Origin of the sequence: Polymorphospora sp. NPDC051019 (assembly GCF_040683055.1) — a bacterium.
In the GTDB taxonomy this organism is placed as follows: Bacteria; Actinomycetota; Actinomycetes; order Mycobacteriales; family Micromonosporaceae; genus Polymorphospora; species Polymorphospora lycopeni.
Window position 1 is genome coordinate 264,014 of sequence record NZ_JBFBCH010000003.1, and the last position, 15,802, is coordinate 279,815.

Consider the following 15,802-nt stretch of genomic DNA (forward strand, 5'->3'; position numbering starts at 1 on the left):
GCTGGGTGGTGCCGGTGCCGCAGAAAGGCGGGGGTGGCATGGAGGGCCAGGCGGAGCTGGAACGTGATCTGACGCGGGCGGCCGACGCGTTGCGGGACGCACTCACCTTCCTGGTCCGATACGACCAGCTCGTGGCGCTGTCGCGCGGCGAGCCGGACGGGACCGGCGGGTCGGTGCTCGCCGACCGGGTCCACGAGGGACTGGCGGCGGCCAACCGGGCGCTGGCCGGGCTGCGCGCCGGGCGTTGGCCGACCGCGTGCCCCCCGGACGCCGCGTACCCGGACCGGCTCGACGCGCGGGCCCCGGGGGCAGCCGCGCAAGCCGGTGACCCGGGGGTGGGCACGCCGTCCGGCGAGGCCGGACCCGGGTCGCCGCCGCCTCGGATCGGTCACGAACCGGGGGAGTGACCGCTGCCCATTCGCAGCGTCGTCGACGGGGGTACGTCGTACTTCGCCCGGTAGGCCGCCGCGAACCGGCCCAGGTGCCCCCAGCCCCAGCGGTGTGCCACGTCCGCCACCGTGGTCTCGCCGGGCCTGGCGCGCCGCAGGTCCTCGTGGGCCTGGGCCAGCCGGACGCTCTGGAGGTAGGCCATCGGCGACTGGCCGAGGTGCCTGCGGAACCCCTCCTGGAGGCTGCGGACGCTCGCCCCGGCGATCTCCGCGAGTTCGCCGCAGGTGAACCCGTGGGCGGGGTTGGCGTCGATCGCCTCCATCGCCCGCTTGACCGTACGGGGCCGGCTGGGCGGCGCCGGCTGGTCCAGTTCGTCGCGGTACCGGTGTTCGGTGGCGAGCAACAACCCCCTGATCAGGCTCTGTGTGAACTGTCCGGCGATCAGCGGATGACCGACCACGCTGCCGCCGTTGTGGAACTCGTCGCGGACCAGGATCGCCAGCCGGGCCCAGCTCTGCCCGGCTCCGGTGGCCAGGTCGATGTGGTTGCCCATGTTCAGCGACCCGCGGAGCGGGCGGTCGAGCAGCGCGGCCAGTTGCGCCTCCACGGCCGACCGGTCGATCTTCACCGCGAGCAGCCGGCCGTTGTTGTCCCACGAATGGATGCGGGTGGACCCTTCCGGCCGGTAGACGCAGGCCCGCCGGGGATGGGCGACGAAGCGCTTGCCGCGGTGCTCGTTGTCGAACCGCCCGGACAGCGGCATGTTGACGTGGTACGCGTGCAGGTCGCCGGCCACGATCGTGGTTTCGGCGCTGTACCGCAACTCGCCCACGGTGATCGGACCGAGTCGCATGACGTCGACCGAGGCCGCGAACTCCGCGCCCCGGGGAGCGGTGACCCGGACCGGGTAGTAGAACTCGTCGCAGAGCTCGCGGAACCGGTCCAGTCTGGTTGTGGCGAAAGACAACCGGTCACCCCAACCGGTCGCATTCATATCTGTTGCTATTTGCATACTCTGAGTATTGCCTAGGGGGCGGTGCGGCCGATCGGGCCAGCTTCGGAGAATCGACGGCCTACGAATCGGCGGGCTGATGCCCGGGTTGCGGCGGGGCGGTCCGCAGGCTGCGGAGCAGTTCGCGCATCGCGGCGAGCGACGCGCGGGCCTCGGCCGCCACCTCGTCGAGCCGGTTGGCCTCGGCGGCGGCCAGCACCCCCTGCGCGTGTTCGAGCACAGCCGCCCGCAGGCCGGCGGAGATCCGTGCCCGCTCGGCCCGCGACGCCGCCACCGCCCGCGCGGTCACCTCGGCGACCGCGTCCCGCTCCTGGGCCACGGTGCGGTCCCGCCGGACCCGTACCGTGAAACCCGCCGCCCACGCCGCACCCAGCACCGGAAGCAGCAGCATCGCGAGCGTGGCCGCCATGGTCGCCCCCGTCGCCGGCGTCGCCGGAGCACCCCCCAGCCGCCCGTCGGCGGCGGCGGTCGCCACCAGCGCGGTGCCGAAGCCCACCGCGGCCGCCGGCACCGCCAGGCAGGTCGCCCACCTCGGCCATCCGTACGCCGCCACCGAGTAGACCGCCGCCAGCTCCGCACCCACGGTCGCCACCAGCAGCCACACCGCGTCACCCGGCAGCCGGGCGTAGAGCGCCGCCGCCGGCCACAACACCGCCGAACCGACGACCGCCAGCAGGACCAGCCAGGGCCGGTCCCGGCGCCAGAGCAGCGGTACGGCATGCAGGACCATCAACAGCGCCAGCAGCACCGTCGTCGCCGGCGCCAGCACCGGCGGCCCCTCCCAACCCGCCAGCAGCCCACCGGCCAGCGGCACGACGGTGGCCAGCGCGACGACGCCGTCCATCGCGCGGGGCCCCCGCCACCAGCCGGCCGGCGTCGACCCGGCCCCGGGTGGCGGCGTGCCAGCGGCGCCGTCGAACGGCAGCACCGCCCGGACCCGCCAGCCGTCACCCCGGGCACCCGCCTCGCAGGTACCGCCGAGCGCGGCGGCCCGCTCCCGCATCCCGACGATCCCGCGCCCCGAACCCAACCCACCCGCGCTCGGCCGCATCGTGCCGCCCTCGTCGTCGACGACCAGCACGAGCGCGTCGTCGGCCAGCGTCAGGCAGACCCGTACGGCGCCGCCCGGGGCATGCCGCAGCGTGTTCGTCAACGCCTCCCGGGCGATCCCGTACGCCGCCTCGCCCACCGCCGGCCCGACGTCGACCGGATCGGCCTCCAGGGTCACCGGCTGGCCCAGCCGCCGGAAGCCGTCGGCCAGCTCACCGAGCCGCTCGTCCAACCCGCCCGGCCCCGCCTCGTCGGTCGTACGCATGACCGCCACCAGCCGGTGCAGCGCCGCCAACGTCTCCCGGGCCGTACGCGCCGAGAACTCCAGCGCCTCGGCCGCCAGCTCCGGCCGGCGGTCGGCCAGCCGCTCGGCGGCGGTCACCGTCACCACGATCGACGTCAGATGGTGCGCGCTCACGTCGTGGAGTTCCCGGGCCAGCCGCTCCCGCTCCAGGCCGGCCGCCCGCCGCTGCTCGGCCTCGGCCCAGGCCAGCAGCTCGGCCGCGTCCGCCCGGGCCGCGTACCACCGCCGGCGGCCCCGCCCGAGACCGACGGCGAGCAGATAGAGGGTGAGACTGAAGAGCAGGCCGCCGACGTACCCGCGGCCGGTGTCGTACAGCCCGGCGGTGAGCGCCGCCTCCATGACGACGACGGCGGCGGTCGCGACGAGCGCCACCCGGGCCGACCGCCGGGCGGCGACCGTGTAGAGCGCGACCATCTCGGCGATGGCCAGGCCGACCAGCGCCTCGGGCGAGGTGGCGAGGTAGCCGAGCTTCGCCACCGTGGACACGATGGCCAGCACCGTGACCGGCGCCCGGTGCCGCCAGCCGAGCGCGACGGCGACGAACGCGGTCGCGACCAGGCCGGCCGCGACCGACACCCGGTCCGGCCGGTGGCCGGCGAGCAGGGCCGCACCGGGCCAGACCACCAACTGCGCCGCCACCAGCAGCAGGGGGGTGAGCCAGCTCCGCGAGACCCTCATGACGGGTACGACGATAGAAAAGGCGCGCGACCCGGGGTGGCCGAGTGCGGCTGGTCGTGTCCTCGGTCGCAGTACGCGCCGGTCGGTACCGGGCTGTCGGGCGGTGCCCGTACCGGGGATGCTTGCGGGGTGACCATGCCCCCGCCTGGAATCGCCTACCACCGGCTGGCCCGCACCGCCCGGCACCGCTGGTGGCGTCCCGTACTCGGCACGCTGCTCGTGCTCGGCGGCCTGCTGGCGCTCAACTGCCTGCTGTTCGCCGTCGCCGAGGCGGTCAGCCTGCTCACCGACGCGCCCCGCGACGCCGACGGCTGGTACGACTTCGGCCCGATCCCCGACACCGCGCTGCTGGTGCTCAGCATCGCCGTCGCACTGCCGGTGGTGTACTTCGCCGCGTGGGCGGTGCAGCGCCGCCGCCCGGGAACGGTGTCGTCGGTCACCGGACGGCTGCGCTGGCGCTGGCTCGGCGTGTGCGTGCTGGTCGCCGTACCGGCGGTCGGTGCCCTGCTGCTCGGCGCCTCGGCCCTGGCCGCGGCGACCGGCGCCGGCGACGACTTCGAGCTGACCCTCGGCGGCTGGGTGGGGTGGCCGGTCTTCCTGGCCGGAATGGCGATGGTGCTGCTCCTGGTGCCGTTCCAGGCGGCGGCCGAGGAGTACGTCTTCCGCGGCTGGCTGGTCCAGGCGATCGGCGCGTTCCTGCGCAACCCGTGGCCGGCGATCGGGGTGCAGGCGGTGCTCTTCGCCGCCGCCCACGGCTGGGGCACCACGTGGGGGTTCGCGAGCCTGACGGTCATGGGAGTGGTGACCGGCTGGCTGACCGTACGCACCGGCGGCCTGGAGGCCGCGGTCGCTCTGCACGTGGTCAACAACGTGGTCGCGTTCGGGTTCTCGGCCGCGACCGGAACCCTGGAGGCCGACGAGACGCTGGCCGACGCGCCGTGGCAGCTCGCCGTCGTCGACTCGGTGGTCAGTGTCGGGTTCGCGCTGGTGGTGCTGTGGCTCGCCGGCCGGCGCGGGCTCGTGACGCTGGCCTCGCCGGCCCTGCTGGCCGTCCCCGTGCCCGCCGGCGCACCGCCCGTTCCGGCCTTCGGGCCCGGGTATCCACCGGCGTCCGGGCCGGGGTACCCGCCGGCGGGCGGAGGGTATCCGCCGGCGTCCGGGCCGGGCTATCCGCCGGCGGGCGGAGGGTATCCGCCGGCGTTCGGAGCCGGGTATCCGCCGGCTGCCGGGGGTGGGTATCCGCCGCTGCCGGGGCAGCCGTACCCCTGGCCGGCCGGGCAGCAGGGTGCCCCGGTGGGGCCGCCGCCACTGCCCGGTCAGCACTATCCGTGGCCGGTGCAGGGGTCGGGCTGGCCGCCGGGGCCGGGCTGGCCACCACCCGGATCGGTTCCGTCCGGACCGATGCCGCCCGGCTCTGTGCTGTCCGGTCCCGTGCTGTCCGGTCCGGTGTCACCGGCGCCAATGCCACCCGGTCCGGTGTCACCGGCGCCAATGCCACCCGGTCCGGTGCCGCCGGTCGACGGGCCGGCGCCGGGCGCGCCGCGCCGGCCGGCGGAGGCCGGGAACGCCGACGCCGGACCCGATCTGCCGGTCGGTCACTGAGCGGACAGGATCGTGGCCGGGCTCGGCCGCCGAGCGGGGCCGCCTACCTGGTGGGTACGCCGCCGGCCGGTCGGCGTCTTACTTGGCGGGTACGCCGCCCGGCCGGTCGGCGTCGACGAACTCGATCCGCTCGTCGTGGTCGTCGCGGGAACGGGCGACGGCCGCCCGGGCGGCGGTGCCGACGGCCCAGCCGAGCGCGGCACCGACCACACCAGCGCCGATGATCCAGGCCCACGGCAGCGACGAGGTCGTACGCCGGCCGGCGAGGGCGTCGAACGCCGCACCGGCCCGGTGCCACGCCTCGTCGGCCATGGTGGCGACCCGGTCGCCGGCCTCGTCGGCGAAGTGGGCAGTGCCGCGGCCGGCCGAGCGCGCCGTGTCGCCGGCGCTGTCGAGGACCGAGCTGAGATGCTGCCACGCCTGGTCGGCGATCCGTTCGGGCTTGCTGCGGCGATCCAGAAGGTTGGTTCCGAACATCGTGCTACCTCCTCGGGTGCCGAACGAAGTAGCCACTTCGGACAGAGGCGTCAGTTCGGCGCGGTTTCGTGACTCGGAGGTGCCCGCCCGCGTACGGCGGCAAACCCGCGCCGGGCGGGTCGTCTGGTGGGTGTTTCAGCCGGTACGGGCGGGATTGCCCGGAGCGGGAGGTCGGGTCAGCGGATCGAGACGACCGCCGGGCGGGCGGCGAAGTCATCATCGTCATCGTCATCGTCGTCGTCCCCGGCGGGACCGAAACCACAGGCCAGTACCAGGGCCAGCAGCGCACCCACACCGGCGAGACCGAGCAGCTTCTTCAACATCGTGTCCTCCATCGTCGGTGGACCGTCGGGGCCGATGCTAGTGCGGGCGGGCAACCGACCCACCCGGTCCGACCCGGTACGGACGCCGCCATTCCTTACCCCGTCAACCGGACGTCGTACCCAGGGCAGGTCAGGGCGCGCGATCGGGTGGTCGGGGGACGGGCGACCGGCCGGCGGACACCGGGGGAGCGGGGTGTGCCTGGTGGGACAGGTCACCCCGGGCGACACCGCCGGGGTGGTGCCGTGGCCGGCACCTCTAAGGTTCCAAAGTCCGTGGACGGGCACCCGCACGACGGGGCCGGCGGGCTTTCGGCGCGGTGTCCGTGCGGGTCTGACCGGCCCCGCGGACGCCGTTCGCCCCGTCAATCGGTCAGTGCCGGGTGGCCGGGCCGGCGTAGGAGCAGATCTCGATCAGGTTGCCGTCGGGATCGCGCAGGTAGACCGAGACCATCGGGCCGACGGCGCCGGTGCGCTCGACCGGGCCCTCCTCGACCGGTACCCGACAGGCGGCGAGGTGGGCCAGGACGTCGGCGAGCGGTCCCCGACTGACCAGGCACAGGTCCGCGGAGCCCGGAGTCGGGCGGTGGGCGGCCGGTGTCGCCTCCCGGCCGGCCTGATGCAGGTTGATCTTCTGGTTGCCGAACTCGAGTGCCCGCCGGCCGGAACCGGAGGTGACCGGGCGCAGGCCGAGGACCCGGCGGTAGAAGCCGACCGTACGGTCGATGTCCGCGACGGTCAGGACGAGGTGGTCGACCCGCTCGATCTCGATCACCGGCTGCTCCTCCCCTCTCGCGCATCCTCGCCGCCCGGCGTGCCGGCCGCTGGCGGATTGCCCGACCGGGGGTTGGGCGGCGGGACCGACCTGGCCGCCGCCCGGGCGGGTCGATCGGCCGACCGGTTAGTGTGGGGTGCGCAAGGGCCGGTTTGAGAGAACCAATCACGGGGAAATATGTCGCCGCCTGTCCTGGTATGGGCAGATTCTGCGCCGGGGTAGTTCCGGGGAAACCCAGGGACCCCGGGGGTAGCGGCTGCAACGGGGGAGGAATACTCTCGGTCGCGGCCTGCGTACTGACGAGGCACCCGGTTGCGGGTGAGTGGAGGTGATCGCGTGAGCCTGTCGATCGTCACGTCGACGCTGCCCGGTGGAGTGGTGGAGATCGCTCCAAACGGGGAGATCGATGTCGACTCGGCGTACGAGGTCCGGGAAGCCGTCGCCTCGGTGCTCGCCAAGAGCCGACCGACCCGGATCCAGCTCAACATGCGCGAGGTCAAGTTCATCGACTCGGTCGGCATCAGCGCCATGGTGGCCGGCTTCCAGACCGCCGAGGTCAGCGGCGTCAAACTCGTGGTGACCGAGCCCAGCCGCTTCGTGCACCGGCAGCTCTGGGTCACCGGCCTTCTCGGGCTCTTCGGCGCCCCCGAGCCCTACTTCGCCGGCGCGGCCCAGACCCAGCTACCGACCGGCTGACCCGCCCGCGATCAGCACCTGATCCGCCGGGCGGTTCCTGCCCGGTTCGCCGGGCGGTTCCCTACCCGATCCGCCGGGATGATCCTCACCCGATCCGCCCCGGCGGATCGGTGCGCCCGGCGCGGCCCGGCGCCCTTGTCCCGCCCGGCGCGGTGCGAAATAGTCCCTCCGTGACATGGCTACGGATGGGCACCGCTCTCGTCCGACGCTATGTCCTGCTCGGCCCGATCGGCCGCGGTGGTGTGTCAATGGTCTACCAGGCCGTCGACGCGCACTCGGCGGAGAACCGGGCGGTCAAGGTGCTCGCCCCCGCGATGGCCGACAGTCCGCGCGCCCGTGGCAACGTACGGCGGGAGGCGATGATCACCGATCGGCTGCGCCACCCCAGCGTCCCCCGCGTCTACGACTACGGCGACGCGCCGCTGCCCGACGGCACCCTCCTGCCCTACGTGGTGCTGGAACTCCTCAACGGCATCCCGCTCGCCGTCCGGCTGGCCGGCGGACCGCTGCCCTGGCGGGAAGCGGTACGGATCGCGGCGACCGTGGCCGACGTGCTCGCCGTCGCGCACCGCCGCGGCGTCGTCCACGGCGACGTACGGCCGGACAACGTCATGGTGACCCGGGCCGGGATAAAGATCATCGACTTCGGGCTGGCCACCTCGCTCGACACCCCGGTGCCTTCCGGGCCCGGCGTCGCCCGGCCGGCCGACGACGTCTACGCCCTTGGCGTGCTGCTCTACGAGATGGTGACCGGCCGTTCGCCGTACCCGGGGGTGCGCCCCGGCGGGATGCCGGCCGCCGTACGGCTGCCGGCGCTCGCCCCCGCGCCGGTACTCGCCGTACCCGGGCTGCCGTCCGCGATCGCGGACCTGTGCCGCGCGTGCATGGCGAAGCGGGCCACCGATCGCCCGGACAGCGCCGCCGTCGCCCTGGCCCTGTGCTCCATACCGGACGGTGGCCGGGCGCCCGCCCCGGCCGGCCGTTGGCACGTGCCACTGGCCGGTGTCTGACCGCCACCGGTTCCGCCGCCCCGCCACCGGTTCTGCCGTGCCGCCACCGGTTCTGCCGCCCCGGCGTCATCCGCTGTCCCGGCGTCATCCGTCGGCCCGCGCCAACCAGCCGGCGTGCGTCATCCGTTCGCCCGCGACAGCCGTTGGCCGCGTCAGCCGGTGGCCGCCCGCCGGCTGGCCAGGATCGCGAGGACCTCCCGGCGTACGGCGTCGGCCTCCTGCCGCAGCCGCCGGTGGGAGAACCGCACCACGAGGATGCCCACGGTGGCGAGCAGCGCGTCGCGGCGCAGGTCGATCTCACGCTGCCGGGGATCGTCGTGGCTCGCGGCCCCGTCGAGTTCGATGTCGAGCAGTTCCCGTTCGGCGTACACGTCGAGATAGACGGTGCGTCCACCGAGCCGGATCGGCGTCTGCCGCCGGAACCGTGGCATTCCCGGCCCGGTGAAGACATGGTCGTGCCCCCAGATCTCCAGCGCGCTGCGGCAGCCGGCGGCCAGCCGGTCGAGCAGCGTACGAAGCTCGGCGCGGCCGGCGAGCCTCGGCGCTGCGGCCAGCACGTCGGCGATCCGGCCCGGGGTCGTGCGCCGGTCGTTGACCGCGCGGATCACCGGTGCCGCCCGATCGACCGCCGGCAGCAGCGGCCAGGCGTCGACCAGCGTCTGCTCGAGCCGGGTGACCGGCACGCCCCGCCGGTTCAGCACCACCAGGTTCTGGCGTTGGTGGACCACCACATGGGGGCGGCTGCGGATGCCGGCTCCCGCCGGAACACTGAGATGCATCGCCTCGCCGGTCGCCTGTTGCCGGAGCCCCCATACGTCGAGTGCGGTCGTGTGACTGAACGCTCCTCGGCCGGCAAGGTAGGCGGCCGCCACGCGGCGGGCCAGATCACGGTCGAGGTGTGCCAGCAGACCCTTCCTGTTCCCGACCGGACCGGGCAGGAGCGCCGCGTCCAGGTAGACGCCCGGGAGTACCCGGCGCAGGTGACCGGCCCGGCAGGCGCCGTCCAGGCTCCAGACCGGAACGACCTGGCTGGCTTGGGCGCGGCTGACCAGGCCACCACACCGGTCCACGAAGAGCTGGAGTTCAGGATGCACTCGATCGACGGTGCCACGATCGAGGGAGCCGGAGACAGCGGAATCATGCGCCTGTGGACAAGGGGCTGGCCAGCCTGTGGACGACGGCGCCGAATGTGCTCGATCATCAGTCGTCGAACTGTGCGACACGCCGCCGGGCTGCCGGGAAACGACTGATGATCACGGCGCGTGGAGCGGCGCGCCGGGCGGCGTGCTGGGCGGGGGTGTGGAGTGGACTGGCGCTGGGCGGGTGGCCCGGAGGCGGCGGAGCATCCGGGCGTCCTCGAAGCCGACCGCGCGGGCCGCCGCCTCGGCCGTCGCGCCGTGCCCGATCAGGTGCTCGGCCCGTTCCAGCCGGAGCAGGTGCTGGTAGCGCAGCGGGGTCAACCCGGTCGCGGCCGTGAACCGCCTGGTCAGGGTGCGTTCGCTGACCCTGCAACTCGCGGCCAGGGCGGCCAGTGGCAGCCGTTGCGTGAACCGCGCGTCGATCAGGTCCTGTGCCCGGTGTACCACGTCGCTGAGATGCCCGCGGTGCCGCAGCATCGTGCTGGCCTGCTGCTCGTCGCCGTTGCGGCGGGCGTAGACCACCATCGACCGGGCGACCCGGGCGGCGGCCGCGGGGCCGTGCCGGACGGCGACGAGGTGGAGTGCCAGGTCGATTCCGCTGGCGATGCCGGCCGAGGTCACCACCCGGTCGTCGACGACGTACAGCACGTCGCGGACGACCCTGGCCCGGGGATGGCACCGGGCCAGCTCGTCCTGGAGGTCGTGGTGGGTGGTGCAGCGTCGCCCGTCGAGCAGACCGGCCCGGCCGAGCAGGGCGGCGCCGGCACAGACGCTCGCCACGGTGCCGCCGGCCGCGTGGTGATCGGTCAGTCGCCGGATCGTCGCCGGGCCGACGTGTCCGTGGCGGTGCAGGGTGGGCGCCCGCCAGCCGGGTACGACGACGAGGTCCGTCGGGTCCAGGTCGGGCCAGACCGTGCCGGCCCGCACCGGCAACCCCTGTGCGGTGGGTACGTCCTCCTGCTCCGCGACGTAGCTCAGCCGGTAGTCGTAGCCGAGCTGGGCGGCGGTGGAGAAGACCTGGGCCGGACCGGCGAGGTCGAGCAGGTGCAGCCGGGGCAGCAGCAGGAAGACGACCCGGGACACGATCCGGTCAGCCGCCCGTCGGTGCGCCGGTCAGTTCGGCGACGGTGCGGATGGTGGCGAACCGGCCGGCGAGCGCGTACTCCGTACGGGCGACGATGTCCCGCGGGTGCAGGGTGCGCGGGTCGGCGAGCAGTTCGGTGACCGACAGGTCGGCCGGCGCGTCCCGGTGCGGGATCGGGTTGGTCGCGGTCGCGTCGGTGACGAAGGTGACGTCGAAGCCGAGGTCGGAGCCGACCCGCGCGGTCGTCTCGCAGCACTGCTCGGTACGGATGCCGGCGATCGTCAGGGCGCGGACGCCCCGGGTGGTGAGCAGTCGCTGGAGCCCGGTGGTGGTGAACGCGTTGTGCGAGGTCTTGGTGATCAGTGGTTCGCCGTCGCGGGGGACGAGGCCGTCCATCAGCCGGACGTGGCCGCTGGCCGGATCGAAGACCGTGCCGCTGCCCGGCTCGCTGTGCAGGACCCAGACGACCAGGTCACCGGCGGCGCGGGTGGCGGCCACCAGGCGGTCGACCTGCTCGACGATCGCCTGGTTCGAGATCGTCGACCACAGCGGCCGCCGGCGGAAGGACTCCTGTACGTCGATCACGACGAGTGCGTTTCCCATGCGGTGAGCCTCGCCCCCGATCGACCTGCCCGGAAGACACCATCATGCCGCGCACCGGACGGATCCGGTCAGCCGGCACGACGACGGCGGGAGGCCCTGGCCAGGGCCTCCCGCCGTACTTCAGGTGCGGGTCAGGACAGCGCGAACGGCACGGTCACCGTGGACTGCCCGCCCTGGGCGGCCGTCGCGTCGACGCGCACGGTGGTCGGCGCACTGCCGATCGCGTTCCACAACTCCAGCCGTACGCAGCCGTTGTTCATCGCGGCGAACGATCCCGACGACGAGCGCAGCCCGGCCGCCTGGGTGTACGTCTCGGTGCCGGCGATCGGGTCGGTGGCGAAGTAGTGATAGGTCTCCACGCGGCTGTAGTTGCCGGTGCCGGTGAAGTCGTACGACACCCGGGCCTGGACCCCGGCGCCGACCGCGGTCCCCGCGTCGACGTGCAGCGCGAACTGCGTCGACCCGCTGTGCGAGCCACGAAGCCCGCAGATGCGGTGGGTGACCTGGTTGTTCGGGGTGCCGTCCCAGTTGCCGTTGGCGGCCGGCAGCGTGACCGTGGTGGCCCCGCCGCCCGCGCTGGTCGACAGCGCTCCGGCGGAGCGTACGAACAGCTTGTTGGAGCCGACCGGTGGCGGCGTGGTCGGTGGCGGCGTGGTCGGTGGCGGCGTCGTCGGCGGGGGAGTGGTCGGCGGGTTGGTCGGGTTGACGCCGCCGCCCGCGTTACCGCCGCTCCAGGTGAACGCCCCGGTGGTCGCGGTCTTGCCGGCGGCGACGGTGAGGGTGCGGCCGTCGGAGAAGGTGACCGTGATCGGGTTGCGGGTGATGTTCGACGCCACGTAGGTGCGGGCACCGTTCTTGTTGAACACCGCGTAGAGCGGGTGGTTGGCGGTGACCGTGGTGTCGACGTTGCCGAGCGCGGCGAGGTTGCGGATCCAGTGGAACGTGTGGGCCCGGCTCTCGCCCTCCTCGACCGGATAGTTCGGGTTTGCCCGGAAGCTGGACAGGGCGGCGTCGCCGTTGCCGAGGGCGCGGAACGACCACAGGATGTCCTGCCAGACGGTCGGCTGGCCGCCGTTGTTGCGTACCAGCTCGTCCCAGTTGGTGCCGATGTAGGCCGGGCGGTAGCCCATGTAGAGCGAGCCGCCGGTGATCGGCAGCATGTTGATGCCCTGGATCATCTCCGGCTCGGCGCTGAACCAGGTGGCGTACGCGCCGCCGTCGCCCCACACCATGCCGACCGTGGAGTGACCGAACGCGGCCGGGAAGTTCTGGTTGGCCGAGTCGAACCAGTACTCCTGGATCGCCTGCGCCTGCGTGGTGTAGATGTGCAGGCCGGCGTCGCGGATGGTGTTGTTGCCGGTGGCGATACCCCACTGGATGAGGGCGTTGGCGAAGTTCATGCCCTCCGACGACGACTCCTGGTTGTTGCCGGCGAAGAACGCCCCGTGGCCGGAGGCCCAGTCGTGGCCGGCGTAGATGTCGAAGTCGCGCAGGAACGGGAACATCGAATCGTTGCGGTCGGGGTTGTTGGCGTCGCGGATCAGCAGGTTGACCATGCCACCGTACTGGCTCTGGCTGGCCCAGTTCGGGTCGAACTTGGCCAGGGTCGCCGCGGCGGCGATGTAGTAGCCGTAGTGGAAGTGGTGGTCGTTGAGTTCGGTGTCCGAGCCGTACGAGCCGGGGAAGCCGACCAGCGTGCCCCACGCCTGGTTGTAGGCGAAGAGCCGCTGCGTCTTGCCGGTGGAGGCGGTGAACCAGTCGTTGAGCCGGGCCCGGATCGCCGACAGCAGGTGGTCGCGCTGGGCGGTCCGGCCGAGCTGGTCGGCGATCTCGACGCCGCGGGCGGCGCGGCCGAGGGCCTTGCCGGTCCAGTAGGTGTCGTTGCCGAAGCCGGCGAACGGGTCGCCGGACGCGAGCTGGTCGAGATAGCCGCCGAGGGTGGCCAGGTCGGCGCCGCTGCTGGTGGCGACGGCGGGCAGCTCCGGCAGCACGCCGTGGTACTTGATCGCGGTGGTGAACGACGACGCGCCGACCATGTTGCGCATCGGGCCGCGCGGCGAGACGTACGTCTGGGCGATCGTCGAGCCACCCGACAGGTTCTTCCACTGGTGCGGGTACAGCGAGATCACCGTGCCGCCGCCGGAGCCCTCCCGGGCGGTGGTGGTGAACGTGTACGTCGCGTTCACGGTGCTGGTCGCCTGGTTGAAGTTCCACGCGACGCGGGTGCCGGTGACGTGCCGGTGCGCGTACGTCGCGTACGTGTTGGCGAGGTTCGTGCGGTCGGTCGCCGACGTCGACGGGGTGGTCGGCAGCAGCGCGACCGAGAAGTAGCCGCGACCGGCGAGGTTGGACCGGATCGTGGTGCCACTGACCGTCCAGGTCGAACCGGTCGGGCCGTACGCGACGTAGTCGTGGCCGCGCATCGAGAAGCCGACCCGGTTGCCGCTGTTGGACCAGACGGTGGGGGTGCCGGGGAAGCTGAGCTGCGCGTCGCCGCCGGTGACCTGGGCGTAGACGAACGGCAGGCCGTGACCGATGGTCGCCTTGAGCGTGCGGGCACCGTCCGACCAGTACGGCGTGACGGTCCAGTCGGTCCAGCCGTCGACCTTGGTGTCGGGGGAGTTCAGGCCGGCGACGCCGAGGGTGAACTCGCGGGTGTACGGGTAGTGGTACTCGCCGACACCGGTCGCGCTGCCGGAGATCGCCGCCTCGGTGGTGTAGGAGACGCCGAGCCCGCCGGATTCCGGCTGGAACGACATCGGGTGGGCGTGCAGCGGCCCGGAGTGCTGGCAGCTACCGATCTGCTGCTTGAACAGCAGCGACGACCACCAGTCGTTGGTCGGTACGGCACCGGCGGGAGCGTTGCCGGTGACGTACTGCCGCGGGTTGTTGGAGATGTTGCCGCAGGCGACCGGGGCGGGAGCACCGGCCGGGCGGCTGGTGGCGTAGCTGCCGGCGCCGATCGTGGCGGCGTCGGCGCTGCGCAGCATGGTGAACGACAGGCCGGTGGCGGCCAGCGTGACGGTGAGGGCGGCGGCGATGCCGCGCCATCGGGCGGCGGGACGGCCGGCCCGGGCACGCACGCCGCGGCGGTGGCCGCCGCCGGGCGTGTCGTGACGGACGGTCGGGCTCATGGTGCCTCCGGAGGTGGGACGCAACGGGGATCGAATTTCGAACGCATTAACTGACCGTTGCATGGAGGTGACCAGAGGGCAGGGTCGTCTGTCAATGTCCGAGGGTCATGTTTAACGGATTTCTAAGCCGGACTTGGGGCTCGGTTGACAGCATCGGCCGGAGCGGATATAACTCTGCTCAGAGAGCGCTCTCACAAACCTCCGAGCGCTGCTGACCAGAGGACTCCGGGTGGTCGACGGGGTTCATGAAGGTTTGTGTAAGAGCGCTCTCTGCAACGGTGGTCGTACGTCGCGTCACGCCCTGGAAAGGAAAGCCGGCGGCCCGGGTCGAGCTTTGTCCGGGGGGATCGTTAATTGTTAACGCATCGCCATTGCCTGCGAACTGAAAAGCCGCCGGTCAGGCCGGCGGGCCGAACGCCGTCGCGACGCGTACGGCGACGTCGCGGACCCCGGTGAACCGTCGGGCCTGCGCCATCCGGCCCATCAGCCGGGCGGTCCGGGCCAGCCGCTGTGTCGGCCGGCGCCGCTCCCGGTCGTACGCCGCCAGGGCGGCCCGCACGTCGTCGGTCCCGGCCAGCCGGTCGGCGATCGTCACCCCGTCGATGAGCGCCTCGCAGGCCCCGCGCCCGAGGTCCGGGGTCATCGCATGGGCCGCGTCGCCGATCAGCGCCACCGTGCCGTCGACGTACGTCCGCAGTGGACGGTCGAGGTCGTAGAGGTCGTGGCGGAGCATCTCGTCCGGCGAGACGGTGTCGAGGACCCGCCGTACCCCCTCGTGCCACCCGGCGAACGTGGTCCGCAGTGCCGCCAGATCCCCCTCCGGAAAGCGGGTGCCCTCCGGGGTGAGCAGCGTCGCGTACCAGTTGGTCCGGCCGTCCTCGCGCGGCGTGGTGCCGAACCGCCGGCCCGGCCCCCACGTCTCGGTCAGCGCCTCGACCGTCCCGTCGACCGTGCCGCGCCAGGCGGTCGCGCCCACGTAGCGCGGGCGGCTCGCCGGCCCGAACAGCGTGGTACGCGTCTGGCTGAAGATGCCGTCGGCGACCACGACCACGTCGTGGGTGGCGCGCAGCGTCGCCAGGTCCCGTCGCCCGTTCCCGTTCGTCACCGCGGTGCCGAGTTCGACGATTCCGGCCGGCAGCGCGTCGGTGAGCAGGCCGACCAGGGCCGGGCGGGAGATCAGGTGGACGGTGTCGCCACTGCGCCGGACCATGGCGGCCGTGTCGATGTGGCCTATCGTGCTGCCGTCCGGCCGCCGCAGCGACCCGCCGCGCTGTGGGGCGCCGATCTCGCGTACCCGGGACCCGAGCCCCAGGGCGTCCAGCGCACGCAGGGCCTGCGGCCACATGCCGAGCGCGGTGCCGGCCGGGTCCCGGTGCGGCGAGCGCTCGAAGACCCGTACGGCCCACCCGGCGCGGTGCAGCCGGATCGCCGTGGCGAGGCCGCCGATGCCGCCGCCGATGATCGCTGCCGACCGTGTCGTGCCATCCCGCTCGCTCATGTCGCCACCGTACTACGGATGTAGTTGCTG

At 73.2% G+C, this 15,802-nt stretch carries 14 protein-coding genes; 4 read left to right on the plus strand and 10 right to left on the minus strand.

All coding sequences use genetic code 11. The features are described 5' to 3' along the window. The first annotated feature begins 38 nt into the window (after positions 1 to 38). Complete coding sequence (locus AB0M79_RS08120; RefSeq protein WP_364209402.1) at positions 39 to 407, plus strand: hypothetical protein; 369 nt, start codon at positions 39 to 41, stop codon at positions 405 to 407. Here the strand turns inward: AB0M79_RS08120 and AB0M79_RS08125 are convergent. Beyond that, entirely contained in the window at positions 389 to 1,357 is a 969-nt protein-coding gene (locus AB0M79_RS08125) for an AraC family transcriptional regulator (protein ID WP_364209405.1), read from the minus strand. The genes AB0M79_RS08120 and AB0M79_RS08125 overlap by 19 nt on opposite strands. Before the next feature lie 106 nt (positions 1,358 to 1,463). Beyond that, a complete protein-coding gene (locus AB0M79_RS08130; RefSeq protein WP_364209408.1) occupies positions 1,464 to 3,434 on the minus strand; it encodes a histidine kinase in 1,971 nt (656 codons plus the stop codon). 135 nt (positions 3,435 to 3,569) lie between these two features. On the opposite strand from AB0M79_RS08130, the gene AB0M79_RS08135 reads away from it, so the two are divergent. After that, positions 3,570 to 5,036: a type II CAAX endopeptidase family protein gene (locus AB0M79_RS08135; RefSeq protein WP_364209909.1), complete on the plus strand. Its 1,467-nt coding sequence runs from the start codon at positions 3,570 to 3,572 to the stop codon at positions 5,034 to 5,036. A gap of 78 nt (positions 5,037 to 5,114) precedes the next feature. On the opposite strand, the gene AB0M79_RS08140 is transcribed toward AB0M79_RS08135, so the two are convergent. From AB0M79_RS08140 to AB0M79_RS08150, 3 genes are all read right to left on the minus strand, one after another. Continuing rightward, positions 5,115 to 5,513, minus strand: a complete 399-nt coding sequence (locus AB0M79_RS08140) for a hypothetical protein (RefSeq protein WP_364209410.1) — start codon at positions 5,511 to 5,513, stop codon at positions 5,115 to 5,117. 176 nt (positions 5,514 to 5,689) lie between these two features. After that, positions 5,690 to 5,836 carry a hypothetical protein gene (locus AB0M79_RS08145; RefSeq protein WP_357539330.1) on the minus strand — a complete coding sequence of 49 codons (147 nt, stop codon included), beginning with the start codon at positions 5,834 to 5,836 and terminating at the stop codon, positions 5,690 to 5,692. A 370-nt stretch (positions 5,837 to 6,206) separates the two neighbouring features. Further along, positions 6,207 to 6,608, minus strand: a complete 402-nt coding sequence (locus AB0M79_RS08150) for a VOC family protein (RefSeq protein ID WP_364209414.1) — start codon at positions 6,606 to 6,608, stop codon at positions 6,207 to 6,209. A gap of 336 nt (positions 6,609 to 6,944) precedes the next feature. Here AB0M79_RS08150 and AB0M79_RS08155 point away from each other — a divergent pair, with 336 nt between their 5' ends. Together AB0M79_RS08155 and AB0M79_RS08160 are read left to right on the plus strand one after the other, a co-directional pair. After that, on the plus strand, positions 6,945 to 7,304 hold the full coding sequence (locus tag AB0M79_RS08155; RefSeq protein ID WP_357539328.1) for an STAS domain-containing protein: 360 nt from the start codon (positions 6,945 to 6,947) through the stop codon (positions 7,302 to 7,304). Positions 7,305 to 7,489: 185 nt separating this feature from the next. Continuing rightward, on the plus strand, positions 7,490 to 8,314 hold the full coding sequence (locus AB0M79_RS08160) for a serine/threonine-protein kinase (RefSeq protein ID WP_364209912.1): 825 nt from the start codon (positions 7,490 to 7,492) through the stop codon (positions 8,312 to 8,314). Between the two features lie 152 nt (positions 8,315 to 8,466). On the opposite strand, the gene AB0M79_RS08165 is transcribed toward AB0M79_RS08160, so the two are convergent. From AB0M79_RS08165 to AB0M79_RS08185, 5 genes are all read right to left on the minus strand, one after another. After that, positions 8,467 to 9,408 carry a DUF559 domain-containing protein gene (locus AB0M79_RS08165; RefSeq protein ID WP_364209417.1) on the minus strand — a complete coding sequence of 314 codons (942 nt, stop codon included), beginning with the start codon at positions 9,406 to 9,408 and terminating at the stop codon, positions 8,467 to 8,469. Positions 9,409 to 9,567: 159 nt separating this feature from the next. Further along, complete coding sequence (locus tag AB0M79_RS08170) at positions 9,568 to 10,536, minus strand: DJ-1/PfpI family protein (protein WP_364209420.1); 969 nt, start codon at positions 10,534 to 10,536, stop codon at positions 9,568 to 9,570. Between the two features lie 7 nt (positions 10,537 to 10,543). After that, complete coding sequence (locus AB0M79_RS08175; protein WP_364209423.1) at positions 10,544 to 11,140, minus strand: isochorismatase family protein; 597 nt, start codon at positions 11,138 to 11,140, stop codon at positions 10,544 to 10,546. Positions 11,141 to 11,271: 131 nt separating this feature from the next. Further along, on the minus strand, positions 11,272 to 14,274 hold the full coding sequence (locus AB0M79_RS08180) for a glycosyl hydrolase (protein WP_364209426.1): 3,003 nt from the start codon (positions 14,272 to 14,274) through the stop codon (positions 11,272 to 11,274). Positions 14,275 to 14,671: 397 nt separating this feature from the next. Further along, positions 14,672 to 15,772, minus strand: coding sequence for an FAD-dependent monooxygenase (locus AB0M79_RS08185; protein WP_364209429.1), 1,101 nt, complete (start codon positions 15,770 to 15,772; stop codon positions 14,672 to 14,674). Positions 15,773 to 15,802 lie beyond the last annotated feature (30 nt).

Coding starts and splice junctions, on each gene's coding strand:
- AB0M79_RS08120 (WP_364209402.1), top strand. CDS start 39: ATGGAGGGCCAGGCGGAGCTGGAACGTGATCTGACGCGGGCGGCCGAC.
- AB0M79_RS08130 (WP_364209408.1), bottom strand. CDS start 3,434: ATGAGGGTCTCGCGGAGCTGGCTCACCCCCCTGCTGCTGGTGGCGGCG.
- AB0M79_RS08135 (WP_364209909.1), top strand. CDS start 3,570: ATGCCCCCGCCTGGAATCGCCTACCACCGGCTGGCCCGCACCGCCCGG.
- AB0M79_RS08140 (WP_364209410.1), bottom strand. CDS start 5,513: ATGTTCGGAACCAACCTTCTGGATCGCCGCAGCAAGCCCGAACGGATC.
- AB0M79_RS08145 (WP_357539330.1), bottom strand. CDS start 5,836: ATGTTGAAGAAGCTGCTCGGTCTCGCCGGTGTGGGTGCGCTGCTGGCC.
- AB0M79_RS08160 (WP_364209912.1), top strand. CDS start 7,490: ATGGGCACCGCTCTCGTCCGACGCTATGTCCTGCTCGGCCCGATCGGC.
- AB0M79_RS08175 (WP_364209423.1), bottom strand. CDS start 11,140: ATGGGAAACGCACTCGTCGTGATCGACGTACAGGAGTCCTTCCGCCGG.
- AB0M79_RS08180 (WP_364209426.1), bottom strand. CDS start 14,274: ATGAGCCCGACCGTCCGTCACGACACGCCCGGCGGCGGCCACCGCCGC.
- AB0M79_RS08185 (WP_364209429.1), bottom strand. CDS start 15,772: ATGAGCGAGCGGGATGGCACGACACGGTCGGCAGCGATCATCGGCGGC.